This window comes from uncultured Thomasclavelia sp. (assembly GCF_944324745.1).
GTDB lineage: Bacteria > Bacillota_I > Bacilli_A > Erysipelotrichales > Coprobacillaceae > Thomasclavelia.
This window is the reverse complement of record NZ_CALUXO010000080.1, coordinates 31666-51723: the sequence shown is the minus strand read 5'-3', so window position 1 is coordinate 51723 and position 20058 is coordinate 31666. Positions and strand designations below refer to the sequence as shown.

Here is a 20058-nt window from a genome sequence, read left to right as displayed (position 1 = left end):
CTTTTTATTTATTTGGATATAATACAACTTCTAACGCTTCACCTTTACGCATTGCATCTAACCCAATTCCAAATTCATCTAATGTTAGACGATGAGTAATCATATTTCTAAAATCAACAATACCACTACTTAACAATTGAATTGTTGGTTCGAAAGTAAAGTGTCCAATATAGCTACCTAAAATAGAAATATTTCTAGTTGCAATATCACTTTGACAAATTGTTTGTGTCGCATTACCATTTAATCCAAATAACAATATAGTTCCAGAAGCTCGAACACATGATAAAGCATCATTCAATAATGTACCAACTGCATCAATTACAATATCAGCACCATAACCATTGGTTTCAGCTTTAATAATTTCTGCTAAATTTTCTTTAGTTGGATTAATTACTCTTGTTGCTCCCATATCCCGAGCATATTTTGAGCGATATTCAGAAACCTCAGAAACAAAAACTTTTCCTGCTCCTTTTAATTGTAATAACTTCAAATAATAAAGACCTATTGGTCCAGCCCCTAAAACAACAGCACTTTGACCAGGCATCATATTTCCTAATTTTTGAATACCACCCATACAACAGTTTACTGGTTCGGCGAAAACAGCTAAGTCATCAGGTAATGAAGCTGGTACTTTAGTAGCTGCACTATCTGGTACAACTACATATTGAGCAAATACCCCATCACTATCTACACCTTTAGCATTCATGTTCAAACAAGTGTTATAATGTCCAGTTTGACATTCCTCACAATATCCACATGGAATATTATTATCAATTACAATACGGTCACCTGGTTGATATCCTTTGACATCTTCACCAATTTCTTCAATTGTTCCTACCATTTCATGTCCTAAAATAATCCCTTTTGTCGCATTAACTCCTGGTGGTGTAGCTAAGATATGCACATCCGTTCCACAAATAGAACAGGCATCTACTCTAACCAACATATCAGTTCCCTTTTTTATTGTTGGTTTTGCAACATCTTTAACTGCAAAACGTCCAACATCTTCAAATACAACAGCTTTCATAATTTTATCTCTCCTCTCATATATAAATGTTTTTCCGTGCACGTGCACTGTTAATTTTATTATACTCCATTACTCATAAATCTCAATAGACAGAACTTAAAATATTTTTCATATTTTAAAAATAATTTTTTAATTATTCCAAAGAAAAAAGCCTGCTTTTCAAACACCATTAATGTGCTTTAGCAGGATTTATTATTAGTATATTATTTAATAATATGCGCGGTAATTATCGTATAACTAGATGAATTGATTGTAATTCTAATCTTATCAACTTCAACATACCAATTCTTACCTTGTTTATAAATAATAGCATTTTCTTTTAAAATTTTATCTTTACAATAAGTCACGACATCATCATTTTTTAAATTAAGATTCTTTTTTATGCGATCAACACCCATTTTAGTCGTATGTAGTTTTTCAATCTTTGCAAGTAATGTATTTTCCATAAGGATCAACCCCTTTTTAATCTACTGTTTTTTTAATTCATTCCAATTAACATCACTATCATACGGTTTAGCTATGCCATCAACATCTTCAGCACGAACATGTAAAATTCCTTCTTCATCTAACCTAAAGGTTACATCAACTCTTACTTTACCAGCCGGTTTACTTGCTAAGCCATTAATATTAAACTCATAAAGTAATTTATTAGCAGGATCTTTAGCGTTTGATAAAACATTTCCTTCATAAATTGCAATATGAAGACTAGTACAATAATCGGTTGGTGTATAATAAGCACGTGTTTTTTCGATAGCTGGTGGATGCATGCTTCCTTTTTCAATAATCGGACTTAATTCACCACTATTAACAAGAATTCCTAAATTATAGTATAGCATATCAGAAACTTCTAATTTTTCTTTTGTCCCGGTTTTATCAAAATCTCCTTCATCCTCAAATTTTGAATAGGCAAAGATAGCGGCACCAGCGGCCACAATTTTATCTAAATCTTTATCCAAAGGTTCTTTTTTTAAAAAATTATAGACTATTTCCTTTACTTTAGGAAGATTCATTGATCCACCGGCAAAAATCACTTTATCAATATCATCAATCGTCAAATTTTCAGTTCTTTGAATAGCTTTTAATGCATCCTCTATACTATCTTGAAAATGATTAAATAATCTTTGCGCTTTTTGTTCAAATCGCTGTCTTGATAATTCCATCGAAAAACTGATATCATTTCCATTTCTATTGTATAGCTTTGGAATATCGATGTAAGTAGTTTGTTCATAACTTAAAGCAATCTTAGCTTTTTCAGCATGATCTGCAATTTTTGATTTTAATTTTAAATACTCTTCATTACTTTTAAATATATTTTGTAAAACTGGACTAGCATCAATATTATCATAAGATACATCCAAATAACCGTATTGTTCATTATTTAAGATTTCATCTTCGATTATTTTAATAATGACATCGGTAAAATCATCACCGCCTAAGTCTGGATTACCACCAGTATACAGTACTCTAAATTTATATTTATTGACAGAAACAACTGAAAGATCTAATGTACCACCACCTAAGTCAATAACTATATATTTTCCATTAGTTTCATTATCACCAATACCATTAGCAATAGCGGAAGAAATGGGTTCTTTTAATGTTCTAACATTTTTAAAACCAGCTCTTCTGCCAGCTCGTTTAGTTGCATTTAAGGCATAATCTCTAAAATTAGCGGGAATTGTAACTATAGCGCTAATATCACTTTCTCCAGTTTGTTCCTTAATTTCATTATAAATTCTTTTTAAAACTTCAGTTGCGACATCTTCGGGGCTATATTCTTTATTACCAGCTTTAAAATAATAATTACTTTCTCCCATTTTTCGTTTAGCTGATGCTATATAATATTCGGGATGAATTAATCCCCGGGCTTTAGCTCTTTTACCAATCAATAAACTTTTACCATCGTCATATAAACATGATGGTAGTATTTCTAGATGATCAAATTTAATATATTGTAATTGGCGATCTTTATAAATAGCACACGCACTATTAGTTGTCCCTAAATCAATTCCTACTGTAATGGCCATAAATTATTCCTCCAATTTAATATTTTAATTCTTGCCAATTCAATTCGGTATCAACTTGGTGATTATTAGATAAATCTAAAGCAGTAATTTTCAAAATACCTTCCTGATTTAAAGAAAAAGTAACTTTAATTTGTGGCTCTCCTGCTTCTTTCATTTCAATACCACTTAAATCTAATTTACCTAACCAATGATTCTTTTTATCATATACATCATCTACAATATTTCCTTCATATACTTCAAAAGAAATCATCGTTTGATTATCTTCAAGCGTAGTATATATTTTAGAAGCCTCAATAGGATATTTTGATTGTTCTGGAATAATTACCGAGATTTTATCCCCCTCTACTTTTAATCCCAAATTGAAATTTACTCTTGGAGTAATTTGTTTAGTAGTGGTCATTTTACTACTTGCTCCAATAGCAACGATCGTATCTAAATTATCTTCTAAAATATTGGCTGGTATTAATTCTTGAACAATTCTTTTAGCCTCAGGTAAATTCATTGAACCTCCAACAAAAATAACATGATTAATATCACTAACTTCAATATCTTCTCTTTTCAATTTTTCAATTACTTCTTCGATTGCTTCTTTATAATCACGCCATAACCGTTTCACTTCAGAATACTGGTTAAAATCTTCACTTGTAACAGCACATTCGAAAGTAACTGATTGATCATTTTTAACACATAATTCGCCTATAGCCACATTAACACTTGTTTCATAGCTTAAAGCTACCTTAGCTGCCTCAGCTTTTTGGGCAATTTTGGCTTTCGTTCTTTGATAAGTTACATTACTATCATAAACTGTTTTTAATAAAACATTATCTTCAATTGAATCTAGTGAATAATCTAAGGCTTCTTTTTCCATTATTTGATTATTAAGATAATTAATCATGGCATTAGTAAAATCATCACCACCAAGTTTTTCATTACCTCCAGTAGCAATAACTTCATATTCATTACCATCATATCTAATTACAGCAATATCTAGGGTTCCACCACCAAAATCACAGACAAAATAGATGGCATGATTATCGGGTCTAATCTCTTCACCATAAGCTAAAACTGATGCTATCGGTTCTTTTAAAGTTTCAACCTTAGAAAAGCCTGCTCGAATACCAGCACTTTTAGTGTTTTCGACGGCACTAGTTGTAAAGTTATTAGGTACTGTAATTACTGCTTCTAATTCCTCTTCATGTCCTAAGTATTGATAGATAGCTTCTTTAACTTTTAATAGAATTTCAACCGCAACATCTTCACTGCTAAATGTTTTATTAGAAGCTGTAAATTTTTTTTCTGGTGAATCTATTGAACGCTTGGTAGATTTAATATAATTATCTGGATCCATTAAACCGCGATTTTTGGCCCGTTTACCTACTAGTTTGATTTTTCTTTTTTCATTATAGTAAAAAACTGATGGTAATAAGTTATCGTTATCAATTGGTACAATTTTGATTTGATCATTATCATTAATAGTTACAACTGTATTAGTTGTTCCTAAATCAATTCCTATCTTTTTCATTTTTACTTTGTTTTCCTTTCAGCATTCCAATTAACTGGATTATCACGATTGTCGTATGGTGGCGCAACACCATCTAAATCCTCAGCATGAATATACAACATACCTTCTTCATTTAAAGTAAATGTGACATCAACTTTCGCTTTACCTGCTGGCATTGGTCTTAATCCACTTATTTCAAAATGGTATATTTTTTTATTAGCAGGATCTTTAGCATTAGATAATTCATTTCCCTCATAAACATTAAAAACAATCGTTGTTTGATCATCACGAATTGTTGTATATGGTCTTGTTTTCTTGACTTCTGGTGGGTATGTAGTTCCTTGTTCAATAATAGGACTAAAGCTGCCATCAAATAAATCAACACCTAAATTGTAAGGAAGTTTATTTTTTAGATTGATATCAACCTCTTTAGTTCCCGTACCTTTTTTATTTTCATCAAAGGCAACAACAGCCCAAATTGCAGCACCAGCGGCCACAATTTTATCTAAATCTTTATCTAATGGCTCTTGTGTAAACATTTTTTTTATAATTTCTTTGGCCTTTGGCAAATTCATTGAGCCTCCGGCAAAAACAATTCTATTAATATCCTTTTTATCAATATTTTCTTCTCTTTTTACGCTTTTTAGCGCATCTTCAATTGTTTCCTGGAAACGATTGAATAATCGGCTAGCACTTTTTTCAAAATCTGATCTCGTAATTGTCATCGACAAAGAAATTGTATCACCATTAATTTTATAAATATCTGGTAAATCAATTACTGTTTGGGATTCGTAACTCAAAGCTTGCTTTGCTTTTTCAGCAGCATTAAGTATCTTTTGTTTCATTTGTCGATATTTTTCATTAGATGGAAAAATACTTTGTAAAAGTGGATTTTGAGCAATACTATCATAAGAAACATCTAAATGACCATATCTTTCTTCATTTAGGATTTCATCTTCAATCATCTTAACGATGACATTAGTAAAATCATCACCACCTAATTTATCATCACCACCAACACTAGCAGTATAATAATCATTACCTTTTACAGTAACAATTGAAATATCTGTTGTTCCCCCACCTAAATCAATAACCATATAATTACCATCGGCTTTTTCTTCAATTCCATTAGCAATAACAGATGAAATAGGTTCTTTTAAAGTTTTTACATCTTTAAATCCAGCTCGACGTCCTGCTCTGATCGTCGCTTCAATAGCATAGTCCCTAAAAATAGCCGGTATCGTAATTACAGCACTAATATCACTTTCTCCAGTTTGTTCCTTAATTTCATTATAAATTCTTTTCAAAACTTCAGTTGCTACATCTTCAGGACTGTAAGTTTTACCATTTACATTAAAACGATAATTTCGATCATCCATATATCGTTTAGCTGAAGCGACATAATTTTCTGGATGCAACAATCCTCTTGATTTTGCCTTTTTTCCAATCAATAAAACTTTATCATCTTCATATAAACAAGATGGTAATATTTCTGACCCATCAAAATTAATATATTGTAATTGTTTATTTTCATAAATTGCACAGGCACTATTAGTTGTCCCTAAATCAATTCCGACTAAAATTGACATAATCTTCCCCTCCATTTACATTCCATATTCGTTATCAGTTTCTAAATTCAAATCATCTTCCATGTTGCCACGTTGCTCCGTTTGTTCAGCTGCCATCATATCATCACTAAATTCATCCATATTATTCCTCTTTAACTAATCTTTTAATTCCTCAATAATAATTCGATTATTGGCATCTTCCATATCATCATTAATCGTCTCTTGATTAGTTTTATCTTGATTATCTTTTGATTCAGTATTTTCATCTGATTGATCATTTAAATTTTCACGACTATCTTCAACGTCATCAGTTGCTTCCCCTTTTTTAGCAACCATTAAGGCAGTTTTTAAAATTAGATCATTTAATTTAGTTGCTGTTTGATGCATTTCTTTTAACAATGCAACATCTGGATTTATAATTTCCACTTCTTCCTCTTTTGTATCTTTTGAAACTTCTTCTGGACTAACTTTGATATTTTCAATATCATTTTTTAATAACGTAACCGTTCCTAAAATATTATTAATACTTCTAGTTATTTGTTTACTGCTATCAATATCATCTTCACCTTGATTACGAATTGATCGTAATAAATCTTTTTGGGCTTTTAAATCATCTTCAATAAAACCTAATTGTTTATTTAAATCTGTAATCTTATCAATAATATCAGATAAATCTTTGGTTACATCATTATTATTACTTCTATTAAATTGAAAAGTAATCATATTATTTAAAGAATCAATTTTTTTTGAAATATTTTTTAATGATTCATTTGATGGTTTCAAAATATTTGATAACAACCCATTATAATTAGTTGTTTCATGCTTAGTTTGAATATTTTCTAATTTTTGCTCAATAGCATTTAATTTATTCTCAATTTCATGAGAACTGTTTTGACTTGTATTATTATCACTTAATTTTTTTATTACTTGTCTAATGGTTTTTTCCCCACAATAATAAAAGTACGGCCCATTATAATATATCCAAATATTATTTTCAGTCACTGCTAAACACTGATTGAAACGCTTTATTATATAATTAATAGTGTTATTTGAAAAATTTCCTTCTAAATATGTTATTGCCTGAGGTTTAGAAATTATATTATTTACTATGCGCATAATTTCATTAACATCATTTACTTCTAATTCATAAAATTGCATCTTTTCCCCTCCTATAAGATATTGAATTCTTTTACTATCGAACCTTCTTTATTATAAATGAGTAATGTAACACTACCGCCACTAGCTTTTCTTTCTAATGCAAACAAATGATTACCATCATTATATCCAGAAAGATCGATATTTTTTAGTAACGTACAATCTCCAATCATTGCTCCATTATAACCTTCATATATTCCTAGCTTTCCTTTAAAAGATGCAGGTATTTTAATTTTTAAACTTTGGGCTTTAATACTTGAATATGATGGAATCATGGTTTTAAAAGTAGTAACAGTTCGTAAAAATCTAACTTTTTTAGATACCCCAATTCCAATTTGTTTTAAGTGATCTTCAATTTTGTAAGTTAAGTTATTGTTGCTGACACCACCTAAACAAGTTAATTCATCAATATCTAACATCAAGTCCTGGTTTAAATTAAAGTCCCGATTAATTTTTTCCTGAATTCCAAAAATAGTACTAATATTACCAGTATAAATAATTTTATTGATATCACTTCTAGTTTTACGACTTTGATCAATACATTCATCAATTGTTTGATAAATACTTTTTATGATTCCAGTTTTTTCAAATAATTCAATGATCATATCTTTAGAAAAATCATTATCATATTCAGCTCCAATATCTGACAAACCAATATATAAATTAGCACTATCATTTTTTCGACTATCAAAATCTTTAAGTAAATCATTAATTCCCGTATCCAATAAATCTTGGTCAGTGGCTGTCAATTTATCATAGCTGACATCAACATCCATAACTTCTAAAAAATATTTTCTTAAAGTATCAAAGAAGCTAAAAGAGGTGTCAAAAGAACTTCCATCTAATTTAAAGATCAATTGTGATTTTTTATACTCAATATCAAAAATTTTAACTTTAATATTATCATCTTCAATTCCAATCAACATAAAACTATCTTTATGTTTTATTTCTTGATTCGTATGTTTTAGATAACCTAAATAACTGGCAATTGGTTCTTCTAATATTTGATCAACTCTAAATGAAATGGATTTAAGAATATTTTTTAATTCTTGTTTTCGCGTTTCCGAATATTCATAAGGCACAATTAGTGTCATTGAATCTATTGGATCATTTTGTTGATGATTATCTAATTCTTTTTTGATATACATAAAATATTCTTTTACAATATCTTTCATAGTATATTTTTTATTATTAATTTGGTAAGTTTTATCAATATCATCTTTAAAAGCTTGTCCAACATTATTGATATATATTTCATCTTGACTATTACCAGTAGCACTATTACCTACTACAGTATCTTTATCAGTAATTTTAATTCGACTATAGAATCTAGCAGAAGCATCACCGTATTTAATTAGAGTATTATACTTTTTAGGTTTAAATTGATTCCCATCTAACTCACCAATTAAATTAAAAGCGCTTCCGAAAGTCATTGCATATTTTCCCATATTTACCTTCCTTTCCAAATACTAGTTTTACCTGGGTATAAAACGAATGAATTTCCCAAAGAATTATAATCAATCAAATAACAATATCGATATACTTTATGAATAGTATCGATTTTATTTTTATCATCGGTAATATTATCAATTACATTAATTTCTGGTTCAAATTTTAATTCATCCCAATCATCACCATCATTGCATGTAACTGAGTAAATATTAATTCTTTGTAAAAAAGAATTTAACATTTCAACAATATTAACTGCTGTTTTATTTTTCTGTTCAATTTGTGATTGCAAATAATCAAGATAATCAATATAGGCTTCAATAATCTCTTTGGTGACCTCGTTAAAATATTTTTGAATATCAAACTTACTAAAAGTCGGCTTAACAATTTTCTTTGTTGCAATTTTATCATAAACCCTTTGCATCCGCTCTTTTACCCGATTGGCAATTCCTTCTTTATCATTAATCTTATCCAATTCTTTAATTAAATCCTGAAGCAGTGTTAATGTATATTGATGATAATTTTTAACTGTTTCAATATCACCATTTAAAATATCCTTATTTTTCGGGATGAAAAAATACTCTAAAGAATTTTCTTTAAATTGATATGTATTTAACGATAGATACTGTTTATATAACTCATTACCTTCATTAATTATCTTTTTAATTTTTTCATGTTCCAATAACATTACATACCATCCCTTCTTACTGTACCACTATTTAATTGATTGCCAGCCACCTCTACATCTACTTTAATTATAAATTCATTATTGATTGAAACTTTGATTTTAACCGGATCATTTTCATGATAACCAGCAACATTAGAGCTAATATATTTTCCAATGTATTCAACATTAGAATCATGAGCAACAACGATCTTATTTTTCATTTCAATATCATCATAACTATGAAATGAAATATCAATACAATTATCGTTATTGACTAACTGACTTAACTCATAATTTAAAGTAATACTGAGAGGAACTTTTGACCCACGAGGAATTATTTCTTTGACATTGCTTGAACTTCCAACTGCGACACCAATTGTATCGGAAATTTTTTGAATCATCCCAGAAAAACTAATCGCATCTCTTAAAGTATCCGATTCCTCTTGAAAAATTTGATTTGCGATAATGGCTGCTCCTTTACCAATCATTAATTCCTTATCGGAATTCTTGACGATTTTATCATCACCGCCAAAATAATCCTTCAGTTTTTTATCAACCAGTGGAATTAATGAACTCCCACCAACAACCAAAATACGATCTACATCATCTTTTGTCATATTATTTCGTTTCAACAACACATCGATTTTTTCAATAGAACGATTAATATAACTAACAATCATCGCATCAAATTGATTTTTGGTAATAATCCAATTATAATCGACTTTATTTCCATGTTGTCTGAAAGTTACTGGTTTATCACATTGAGTATATAATGATAATTCCTCTTTTGCCTTTTCAGCAACATCTCTTAAAACCTCAATATTTTTAGCATACTCTTCTTCACTATCAAAATTGTTTTTATCATCTAGATCAAAGAATTCATTATCAAAGAAATAATTCTTTCCATCAATAAATACCTTTTCAGTAAAATCTTCACCACCTAAATGAACATCACCATTAGTATCGGTAAACTCTAAAGTACCATCTTCTTTTCTTTTCAACAAGGAAACATCAAATGTACCAGCCCCTAAATCATAAACTAATAGTGACGAATTATTAGGAATTGTTTCTACTTCAAAGTCATAACAAATAGCTGCTGCTACAGGCTCTTGAACGATTAAAACATCATCCATTCCCACATCTAGAATTCCTGCTTGACGTAAAGCAGCACATAAAGAATACCCAAATTTTGCTGGAACTGTTAATACTAGTTTACGAACATTACAACCATTTTGGTCATTGAAACGATCAATTAAATTTCTTAAAAAATTACTGCTGACTTCTTTAGGAGTCAATAATAATTTTGTTCCATCGGCACATTCAATTTGATAACGCCCAGCAACCAATTTCCCAGTATCACCTGTCAAGCCTCTTTTAAAACATCTTAGCAATGATTTAGGATGTAATAGTCCCCTAGCTTCAGCGCGTTCTCCAAACAAGATATCATTTGGTGAATTAAAATATAGTGCCGACTTTATTACCTGTCGACCATGTTCTTCTAGAAACGTATAATCCCCTTTACTATTAAATTTTACGACAACCGAATTTCTTGTTCCTAAATCAATTCCAATTGCCTCATTACCCTCTTCTTCAAAAAAACACATTTACTCTCCCTCCTTATTTTTAATTACCATTTATCAATAAGTTTATTCGCTGCTATTGATTTTATATTCAATCGTACTTCCTAAAGCACCACCTAAACAAAGCATTTCATTTACATTGATCATGATTTTTTGATCAATATTTAAATAACTATTTATTTTTTCTTGAATACCAAATACTGTGCTAACATTACCAACATAAATCAAATGATCAATTTGTGGTACTTGAGAGCTTTGCTTTAAAATATCCATAATAATATTATCAATATCTTTAAAAATTCCCATATCTTCCAATAGCTTATTAAACTCTACTTTAGAAAACTCCGCTTCATATTCTACTTCAGCATCTAATAGACCAATATACAATGTCGAACGATTATTTTTTCTATTTTTAAAATCAATAATCAAATCATTAATTGCATTATCTAATGATTCCTTATCTGCATTAGACAGTTTAGAATAATCCGCAATATTCATCACATTTACAAAATAGGTTCTTAATAAATTAACAAAATCAAAATCCTTTTTTTCCACCTTATTTATAAGATTAAACACTACTGTTGAATTTTGATAAGATACATTAAAGATACTAACTTGAACTAATTTATCTTCAATCTTAATAAACATAATATAGTCTTGATCTTTAATATCCTGATTTATCTGGTTTAAATAGCCTAAATAGCCCGCTACTGGTTCTTCAACTAATTGCCTTACTTGATATGAAAGTGATAATAAAATATCCAATAACTCTTTTTTCTCTTTTACTGTATAATTATATGGTACTACTAGTACCATTGGTTTATCAACATCTTGATGAACAACAAGCTCCTTTTTAATATATGCAAAATACTGTTTAATAACATCATGAACCCGATATATTCCATTATTTAAGTTATATAGACAATAATTATAATTTTTAAAAACATCTCCTACATCATCAATATAGATTCCCTCATCAGTGTTTTTAGCCCCATTACCGACAACAACACTATGAGTAGTAATTTTGATTCGACTATAAAACTCCGCTGAATGATCACCATAATTAATTAAACTATTGTACCTTACTGGTTTAAATTGATTATTTTCAATCTTTCCAATTAAATTACGGTTCATTCCAAAAGTCATAACATAGGTATTGTTAATTTCAACTTTTTCTTTAATATTATGATATGCATTAGTATTATCATATAAATCTTGAGCATCAATATGTAAAATTCCATCCTCATCAATACTAAGCGTTAAGCTAACTGCTGCTTGATCACTTGATAAAGGCTGCAAATCACTAATTTTAAAGCTATCTAGCAGATAATTGCGACTGTCACTTAAATTATTTAAAATATTTCCTTCATAAATACTAAAGGAGATGCTCGTTTGTTCTTGATTTAATTTAGCATAATATCTAGTTTCGCTTATTTTGGGAGGATAAGTACTTCCTTTTTCAATTAATGGGCGCATAGTATCTCCATAATCTATTCCAATATGATACGGTAATTTATTAATAAGCCTAATCACATTAGCTTGTTCAGCCCAAAGAAGCGCTCCATTAGCTATTTCTTGCATATAGCTATAAGAATAAGGCTCTTGCTTAAAAACATCATAGATAATATTTTTTAGCATTGAAAGAATTATTGAGTCACCTGAAGCAATCACTCTAACAATTTTCTTTTTCTCATCAATAGCCTGACAAGCCTGAAGCAATACTTGTTTATAGCGATATAACATAGGTCCAGCGTTCATTTTAAAATCTTCAAGTGTGATTTCCATCTTTAAATCAATTGATTTTTCTGCCAGTTGATATAAATCTGGCAAACTAATCGTAGCTTTAGAATTTTGATACAGATTAATTAAAGTCCGTTTGGCCGCCCACATTATTTGTTGTTTTACTAACTGATATCTTTCATTAGATAAAAACACTTTTTTTAAACTACTATTTTCTTCAATTTTTTGACATGATAAATCTAAACAACCATATAACTCATTATTTAAGATTTCATCTTCAATCATTTTGATAATAACATTAGTAAAATCACTACCACCTAATGACAGTGCACCACCAACATATAATGTTTGATACTTATTATCAGTTACTTCAATAACTCCAATATCTAAATAGTTATCACTAAGAGATACAGTGACAAAAACTCCATTTTGTTTATAAAATGCCACACGATTAAAATATTGAATCAAAATTGCCATCGGCTCTTTAATTGTTTTTACCTCTTTAAATCCGGCTCGTTTAGCACTGTCGACTAAGATTTTAGTAGCTTGCGTTGGAAAAATTGCTGGAACTGCGATAACAGCATTAATAGCATCTTTAGTTACCAATATACTTTTTATTTTTTTATAAATATCACTTAATATTATCGTCGTAATATCCAAAGGACTTAGCTGGCTATTTTTAATTGAATAATGATAATTTTTATCGATCAGATTTTTTTGATAAGCAGATAAATCATTACTATACCATAATATTTTTGCATCCTTATCATGTAAAAATGATGATAATATTTCAGGATGCTTAAAGCTATAAACTTTTGAATGTACTAGACAGATAGTATTATCGCTTTTCATATTGATTCCAACTAAAAATGCCATTAGCTTTTCCCCCTTTTACTCTTTATTTTCCATCAGCTTATTTAAACACTCACTTGATAAAAACTTATATTCTACTTGTTGTTTTTGTCCGTTTTCTTCAATCGCATTATCATCCAAAATTAAGTTTTTATAACCCTCAATAACTTCTTCACTAGTCATAATTATATGGCCCATATCCAAGATTGTTTCGATAAATCCTAATACTTCTTGCGTAGGATCAAATAAAACTACTAAACTATCATCTTTTAATAAATCATCCATCATTGATTCAATCATATCAGGCATGATTTCTTCAAAATTATTTTGATCAATAATTCTTCTTAATATTGTATCACTGTAATCTTCATAATAAACATATTTTATTTCCTGCTGGTTTAATCTTGGTAACAACAACTGCGCTAAATATAATCTTCTTTTAGCTTCATCTTTAGACACAACAATTAAATTATCATCAAAAGATATACTATACTCATTATTGATTAAATATTTATTTTGATTTAAATTATCTTGATAGAATTGTTCAAAATTATTAACCTTAACAATCGGTACAGGGTGACTATTTTGTAATCTATTGATTCCCTTTTCATTGATCCGATTTAAATACAAATCATATTTTCCATTAATCACAAAACATTCAATTCCCCCATTTGGTTGATAATGTTTTAATCGAATATAATTTTCATATAATTTTGTATCATCTGGATTAGGCTGACAAACTACTATTTGAATATTATCGGGTTTATCTACCATAAATTGTTTAAAAGCAGGTGTTAAATTACGACCATTTTCTATAAATATCGAAATCATCTGATCAGGATATTCATTAATTTCTTTTTGTAACTGTAAAACAAAATCATCATTAATAGTAACTGGTTGACAATTATCATATCCAGGAACCGTAAATAAAGTTGGCATTGTTTGATAGTCATAATAAATATGAATAGCCTCTTTCGTACTATCTAACATCGTACTAAATTCTAATAGCTGTAACATTGCCTGTCCGTGTTTACTGCCAGCAATTATAACGTAATCATTTAATTCATCATTAAACATCATTTTCAAACAATTCTTTTCATATTTACCATTTAATACTTCTAATAAAATATCTTGATAATACCATTCTTTTAAATATTCATTACTAACAAATATTTTTCCAATTGTTAGTCCGGGAATTTTTACATCATTTTCCAATTGCAATGATTGTTTTAAATCCATTCCAATTTGTTCTATGCGATTTTTTAAAATTGCCTGAGCTTTTTTGATATCTTCGTTATTTTCAATATAACTATCTTCATCACTAATTTGTAAAGCTCGACGACATTCTTGGATAACCTTTAAATTTTTATCACATTCAAATGGCTTTTGAGCCTGTTTAATTCGTTTAGAATAACTATCAATTGTTTTTTGATAATATAATTTATCTTTTTTGTTATTTAAATCATAATATTTTAACAATTCTTGTTTATACTCTTCAATGCATTGCGTTTTGACTGCATTCATTTCTTCCTGTTCAAACTTTTCTTTCAATATGGCATCCATCTGCTTTTCAATTTCTTCATAAGTTCGTTTAAGGGAATCGAAATCTTTTTCTTCTAACTCCAATTGCTTTTCAAGTTGTTGATAAGAGTGTTGATATTGTTTTCTAATGGTACTAACAACTTCATTACGAATCTCGATTTCTGTTTGTAACTGTTCGTTAGCTTTTTTACTACAAGTATTAATATTATCTTGCAATTTATTTAATCCTTCAATACTATGATTAACCTTCACTATTTTCACCCCCTGGTTGTCGATAAATCCAAATCATTGAAACATCATCATCACTAGAAAAATAATCTACTAAACCTAACATATTGTTATGAAATTTAATACGATCAGTTAAATACAAATTTTCTACTTTTTTGACAAATTCACCTTCATCTTCAAAGCTACTACCACCATCGCTAGTAAACATTATTGCTTTAGGTAATTGTCTAACCAAATAAATATCCATTTTAATTTTAGGATCACTTAATGATTTTGGTGTAATTGATTTGTTTTTTATCATAGATACAAACTGATTATTTTCAAACAAAGCCATACATTTGCTATCACCAATATTCATTAAAATCATTTTATTATTGGTTAAGATGATAATTGAAAGTGTTGCTCCATAAATCAAATAAATGTTGTCATCATAATCTGTCTTTGATTGAGTATGATAGTGTTTCATTACTTGGTAGCGCCATCTATCTAAGATTTGATTGGAAAGATTTCTTAAATTATCATCAGAAAAATCACTTATTGGTTTTAAAATTTCTAAAGCGGCATAACAAGCAAACTTCGATCCATAATTTGCTCTAAAACAGCGTCGATCTCCATGACCATCACTAATAATGGCAATGGTTTTATCATCGTCTTGATATGTAATACTATAATCTTCACATGGTAATTTTTGTTGTAATTTTTTCTTTTTTATGTGAAGATAGCTAAAAACATCAATCATCATATTTCAATTTTGAGAATTTTATTTCTTATATCATTAAATGGATCGTCCAAATTCAAATCATCATCATTTTCATTTTCTTTATTTTCATGTTTAATTGTTGTAATAGTAACAATATCTAATATATCCGCTAATTTATCCAAATTAGAAATCATAAAAATCATTTCTTCTTTTTGACCAGTAAAATCCATAATACACTCATAATCAATTGAGTCACGATATTCCTCTTCGTTCATGTTTTTTTCGGTAATGATTGGCAAAGCAATTCTAGTAGCCCGATGAAACCATTCATTTTCTTCACATTCACTTAGATAGTCTTCGTACTCATCGGTTGGCTTACCATCACTGATCAATAAGATTATTGGATGATAATCACTGGCATTTTCTAATAAATCTTCTTTATTTAATTTATTATTTAAAGATTGGTATAATTTGCTGTAATTACTTTGTCCGGTATTACTACACTCAATATCAATAAAATTAAAATTGTTGATTTCTTGTGGTTTTTCAGGAATCCAGCGAACATCTTTATCAAATTCTAAAATAGTGATTGCCACCTTAGCAATATTATGTGATAAATCAAGTTCTTTCATTTTAGTAATATTTCTTTTCATAGCATCATTGACAATTTCAATTTTATTTTTCATTGAAGCTGATGTATCCACTACTAAAATAAACAACATTCTTTTTTTCTTAGCACTATTAATAAAATCATTATTATCGATAAATTTATCATCCATTTTTCTATTCAACTATCCCTTTGATTTGATGATATTCAATGATATCACCACGCCTAAGAGTTAGTTTATCTCCTTTCTGCATTCTTCTATTATTAATAATTACTTCATCATTACAGATAGTAATTACATTATTTTCATGACTTTCAAACAAAACTGTTGTAAATATTTCATTACGATCAAAAATATAACCATAAATTTTTTTATAATCACTAATCAAAGTCTTTTGACCATTAATATTGATTTTTAAATAGCTAATTGTTTCTAGTGAAAAGAATCCTTCTTTAATTTGCATATCAAATTTCTTTTTAACAAAACAATCATAGCTTTGTTTAATTACTTCCATCCACTTTTCATCATCAATTCTTCGTTTCGGATTTTTCAAACCGGTTGTAAACGCTTTAGTAAAAGTGTCTTTTAATATCGGTGGAAACCAACGCCACCGCTTTTCAAGGGCTAATGTACAATCCCGATAGAATCCATTAGAGTGATTAATTGGATCACAAACAAATACTGGATTTTTGCCAAAATATTCAATTTCATCTTGAGCATCTAATGGTTTTGACCAGGTCTTTTCCCCTTCTAGAGGGTGATTAATATAAAACAATCTAAATAAAACAACTGCTAAAGAATAATAATCCGTATCTATGTTGACATTAGACATCTTGGTTACCAGCTCAGGTGCCATATACATCGGTGTTCCTACAACAAACTCCTCGCCTTCTTTATTGCAATTATCCAAATCACAAATAATTACACTTTTTAATTGCTTATTAATAAAAATACCACCAGGATTAATATCTTGATAAACATAGCCTTGTTTATGAATTGCATTAAAACTAGCCGCTATGGCATAACCAACCTGTAATATTTCTTCAACATTTAAATTATATTTATCATCAAAAATAAAGTAATTTAGTGGTACATAGCCACTGGGAATCCGATTCATTATATAACCAAAGCTACCTTTATAATCTTGAGTCATCATTAAGGGCCAAGTAAGATTAGGGTACGGGGACTTAACACTTGCTAATTGTTTAATATTCTTTTTTATTTGACTACTTTTGAAGTCTTCTTTATACCACTTCAACATTTTTCGATTAGTTGTGGCATAAATATATCCCTGCCCACCTTCACTTACATAATCAATAATTTCACACTCACCACCAGATTGCAGTGGTACTTTTTCTAAATAATTTAATGTTCCCATTTTTACCCTCCTAAAATAATTCTGACAATTCCGTATTTGCTGTTCCAATATTTGTCACATTTACTTTTGAAATTATGATTATTTAACTGTCTAAATTTATCACTGGCTTCTCTATAACTACGATTAATAACTTCCCAGCTAAGACGTTTATCGGTGACATAAGCAAAGATTTCATTAGGATATTCCTTCAAACGTTCGTAAAAATATTGACTTAAATTATTAATATCATTGACCATATACTTATTTTTTACATAATATGTATATTGCAAACCGTAGCTTTTAGGATAATTGCCAATAGCGTTGATTGTTCGTGATTTTTTGATCCATAAATCATCGACCATAAAAAATTTGTAAATGCCTACATTATTGTTATCTTCAAGTAAATCCCAAGTAGTATCAATATGATAAAACTTCCCGTTGTACTCAACCATATTCCAGGCGTGATTTCCTTTAGTTTTTCCTCTAATAACTAAACAATTGATTCCACTATAATCACAAAGTAATTTAAATACTAAAGAAAAGCCGTAACAGACCGCTACTTTTCCTTGAAAAAAACCAATAATATTATAATCTTCATCAACACCACTACCACCTGAAGATACTATCTGATCATAATTGGCTAGACTAGAAATACAATTATGAAAGATTAATATCTGATTGTACTTAGGTAATTTTAAAATTTGATAATCATCAAAAAAATGCATCAATATTTTTTTGATCTGATTTTCATAATTTATAGTTGTTGTTTTATCATAAATATAATTAAAATAAATGCAGCCATTATCATTGTAACTTAATTTATACGGTGATAAATAGAAAAAACTAGGATTATCTTCATAAACATATTTAATAATTTCCCTTGCTCGATTAATATTGATTTGCTTAAAATCAACTATAATTGACATCTGACGATTTTTGATTGCCCTATAACATCGCTGATAAAATGTTAACTCTTCATTTTTCAAACTTTGTTCAAAAAACTTATATCCCTCTTTAAACATATCTAACCTCTTATTTATTCAATAATAATTCGAGCAATTCCATATTTGACATCAATATCATAATAAACTTTTTCTTTGATAAGTTTATCTTTAATATCAAGTCTATTGATTGCATTTAAATAAGCAGTATTTAAGATATCATAACTAAGCTGATGATCTTCAATATAAACAATTACCTCTTTAGGATATTCTTTCAATCGCTGATAAATATAATCTGATAATTGATGGTAGTTAGTAATCATATAGCCATTGTATCCAAAAAAAGTATACTGCAATCCACAACTTTTAGGGAAAACATCATAAATATTTAATTCCCGCGATTTTTTCATCCAATCATCATCAACCATAAAATATGTATAAGCCCCTAGTAAGCCTTTATTTTTATCCTTACTTAAATCCCAGGTTGCATCAATATGATAAAAATCTCCATCATATTCAACCATATTCCAGGCATGTAAACCATTAGTCATTCCATAACAACGTCCAGTTGCAATCAAACAGCTGATACCACCATAATCACATAACAGCTTAAATACTTGAGAAAAACCATAACAGACAGCCATTTTACCTTTAAAAACACCGATAATATTATAATCTTCGTTTACTCCATCACCACCGCTGGATACCTCGGGATCATAGGTGCAGATGCTAGAAATTAAATTATGAAAGATTTGAATTCGATTATATTTAGGTAATTTTAAAACTTGATATTGATCAAAAAAATTCATGATTATTTTTTTAATTTGATATTCATGTTCTTCACTAGTTTTTCTATCATAGAGATAATTAAAATTAATAGCGGCCGGATTACCAGCTCGATAAGTAATTCTATAAGGAGAAAAGTAGAAAAAACTGGGATTATCTTCATAAACATATCTAATTATTTCTTTGGCACGCTTGGCAGAGATAATATGATAATCGAAAGTAATATAAGGAATATAGGCTGTTAAAGCATCATAAACCTGGTCATAGAAATCTTTTTCTGTTCTATCTTTCAATCTTGTTTTAAAAAACTTATATCCTGCTTTAAACATC

Annotated in this window: 16 protein-coding genes; all 16 read right to left on the bottom strand. The window is 28.9% G+C overall.

The genetic code is table 11. The features are described 5' to 3' along the window. Positions 1 to 4: 4 nt before the first annotated feature. The 16 genes from Q0K54_RS11040 to Q0K54_RS10965 all read right to left on the bottom strand — a co-directional run bounded on the left by Q0K54_RS11040 (position 5) and on the right by Q0K54_RS10965 (position 20057). Positions 5 to 1027, bottom strand: a complete 1023-nt coding sequence (locus Q0K54_RS11040) for a zinc-binding dehydrogenase (protein ID WP_294581293.1) — start codon at positions 1025 to 1027, stop codon at positions 5 to 7. A 203-nt stretch (positions 1028 to 1230) separates the two neighbouring features. Then, positions 1231 to 1473, bottom strand: a complete 243-nt coding sequence (locus Q0K54_RS11035; protein WP_294581291.1) for a DUF3781 domain-containing protein — start codon at positions 1471 to 1473, stop codon at positions 1231 to 1233. A gap of 21 nt (positions 1474 to 1494) precedes the next feature. Next, positions 1495 to 3054 (bottom strand): Hsp70 family protein, encoded by a 1560-nt coding sequence (locus tag Q0K54_RS11030; RefSeq protein ID WP_294581289.1) that lies wholly within the window; start codon positions 3052 to 3054, stop codon positions 1495 to 1497. Positions 3055 to 3070: 16 nt separating this feature from the next. Then, positions 3071 to 4576 carry an Hsp70 family protein gene (locus Q0K54_RS11025; protein ID WP_294581288.1) on the bottom strand — a complete coding sequence of 502 codons (1506 nt, stop codon included), beginning with the start codon at positions 4574 to 4576 and terminating at the stop codon, positions 3071 to 3073. 2 nt (positions 4577 to 4578) lie between these two features. Beyond that, the gene (locus Q0K54_RS11020) at positions 4579 to 6144 is read right to left on the bottom strand and encodes an Hsp70 family protein (protein ID WP_294581287.1); all 1566 of its coding nucleotides are present in this window, start codon (positions 6142 to 6144) and stop codon (positions 4579 to 4581) included. Between the two features lie 135 nt (positions 6145 to 6279). After that, on the bottom strand, positions 6280 to 7281 hold the full coding sequence (locus tag Q0K54_RS11015; protein ID WP_294581285.1) for a hypothetical protein: 1002 nt from the start codon (positions 7279 to 7281) through the stop codon (positions 6280 to 6282). Between the two features lie 11 nt (positions 7282 to 7292). Further along, the gene (locus tag Q0K54_RS11010) at positions 7293 to 8726 is read right to left on the bottom strand and encodes an Hsp70 family protein (protein ID WP_294581284.1); all 1434 of its coding nucleotides are present in this window, start codon (positions 8724 to 8726) and stop codon (positions 7293 to 7295) included. Between the two features lie 2 nt (positions 8727 to 8728). Then, positions 8729 to 9415: a hypothetical protein gene (locus Q0K54_RS11005; RefSeq protein ID WP_294581283.1), complete on the bottom strand. Its 687-nt coding sequence runs from the start codon at positions 9413 to 9415 to the stop codon at positions 8729 to 8731. Continuing rightward, positions 9415 to 10998: an Hsp70 family protein gene (locus tag Q0K54_RS11000; protein WP_294581282.1), complete on the bottom strand. Its 1584-nt coding sequence runs from the start codon at positions 10996 to 10998 to the stop codon at positions 9415 to 9417. Before Q0K54_RS11000 ends, Q0K54_RS11005 begins: the two co-directional genes overlap by 1 nt. Before the next feature lie 42 nt (positions 10999 to 11040). Then, entirely contained in the window at positions 11041 to 13590 is a 2550-nt protein-coding gene (locus Q0K54_RS10995) for an Hsp70 family protein (protein WP_294581280.1), read from the bottom strand. 15 nt (positions 13591 to 13605) lie between these two features. Next, positions 13606 to 15360 carry a hypothetical protein gene (locus tag Q0K54_RS10990; protein ID WP_294581278.1) on the bottom strand — a complete coding sequence of 585 codons (1755 nt, stop codon included), beginning with the start codon at positions 15358 to 15360 and terminating at the stop codon, positions 13606 to 13608. Further along, positions 15350 to 16075, bottom strand: a complete 726-nt coding sequence (locus Q0K54_RS10985; RefSeq protein WP_294581276.1) for a protein phosphatase 2C domain-containing protein — start codon at positions 16073 to 16075, stop codon at positions 15350 to 15352. Before Q0K54_RS10985 ends, Q0K54_RS10990 begins: the two co-directional genes overlap by 11 nt. Continuing rightward, on the bottom strand, positions 16075 to 16815 hold the full coding sequence (locus Q0K54_RS10980; RefSeq protein WP_294581274.1) for a hypothetical protein: 741 nt from the start codon (positions 16813 to 16815) through the stop codon (positions 16075 to 16077). Before Q0K54_RS10980 ends, Q0K54_RS10985 begins: the two co-directional genes overlap by 1 nt. 4 nt (positions 16816 to 16819) lie before the next feature. Beyond that, positions 16820 to 18022 (bottom strand): serine/threonine-protein kinase, encoded by a 1203-nt coding sequence (locus Q0K54_RS10975; protein WP_294581273.1) that lies wholly within the window; start codon positions 18020 to 18022, stop codon positions 16820 to 16822. Between the two features lie 2 nt (positions 18023 to 18024). Beyond that, positions 18025 to 19023, bottom strand: a complete 999-nt coding sequence (locus tag Q0K54_RS10970; RefSeq protein ID WP_294581271.1) for a hypothetical protein — start codon at positions 19021 to 19023, stop codon at positions 18025 to 18027. Between the two features lie 14 nt (positions 19024 to 19037). Further along, positions 19038 to 20057 (bottom strand): transglutaminase domain-containing protein, encoded by a 1020-nt coding sequence (locus Q0K54_RS10965; RefSeq protein ID WP_294581269.1) that lies wholly within the window; start codon positions 20055 to 20057, stop codon positions 19038 to 19040. Position 20058 lies beyond the last annotated feature (1 nt).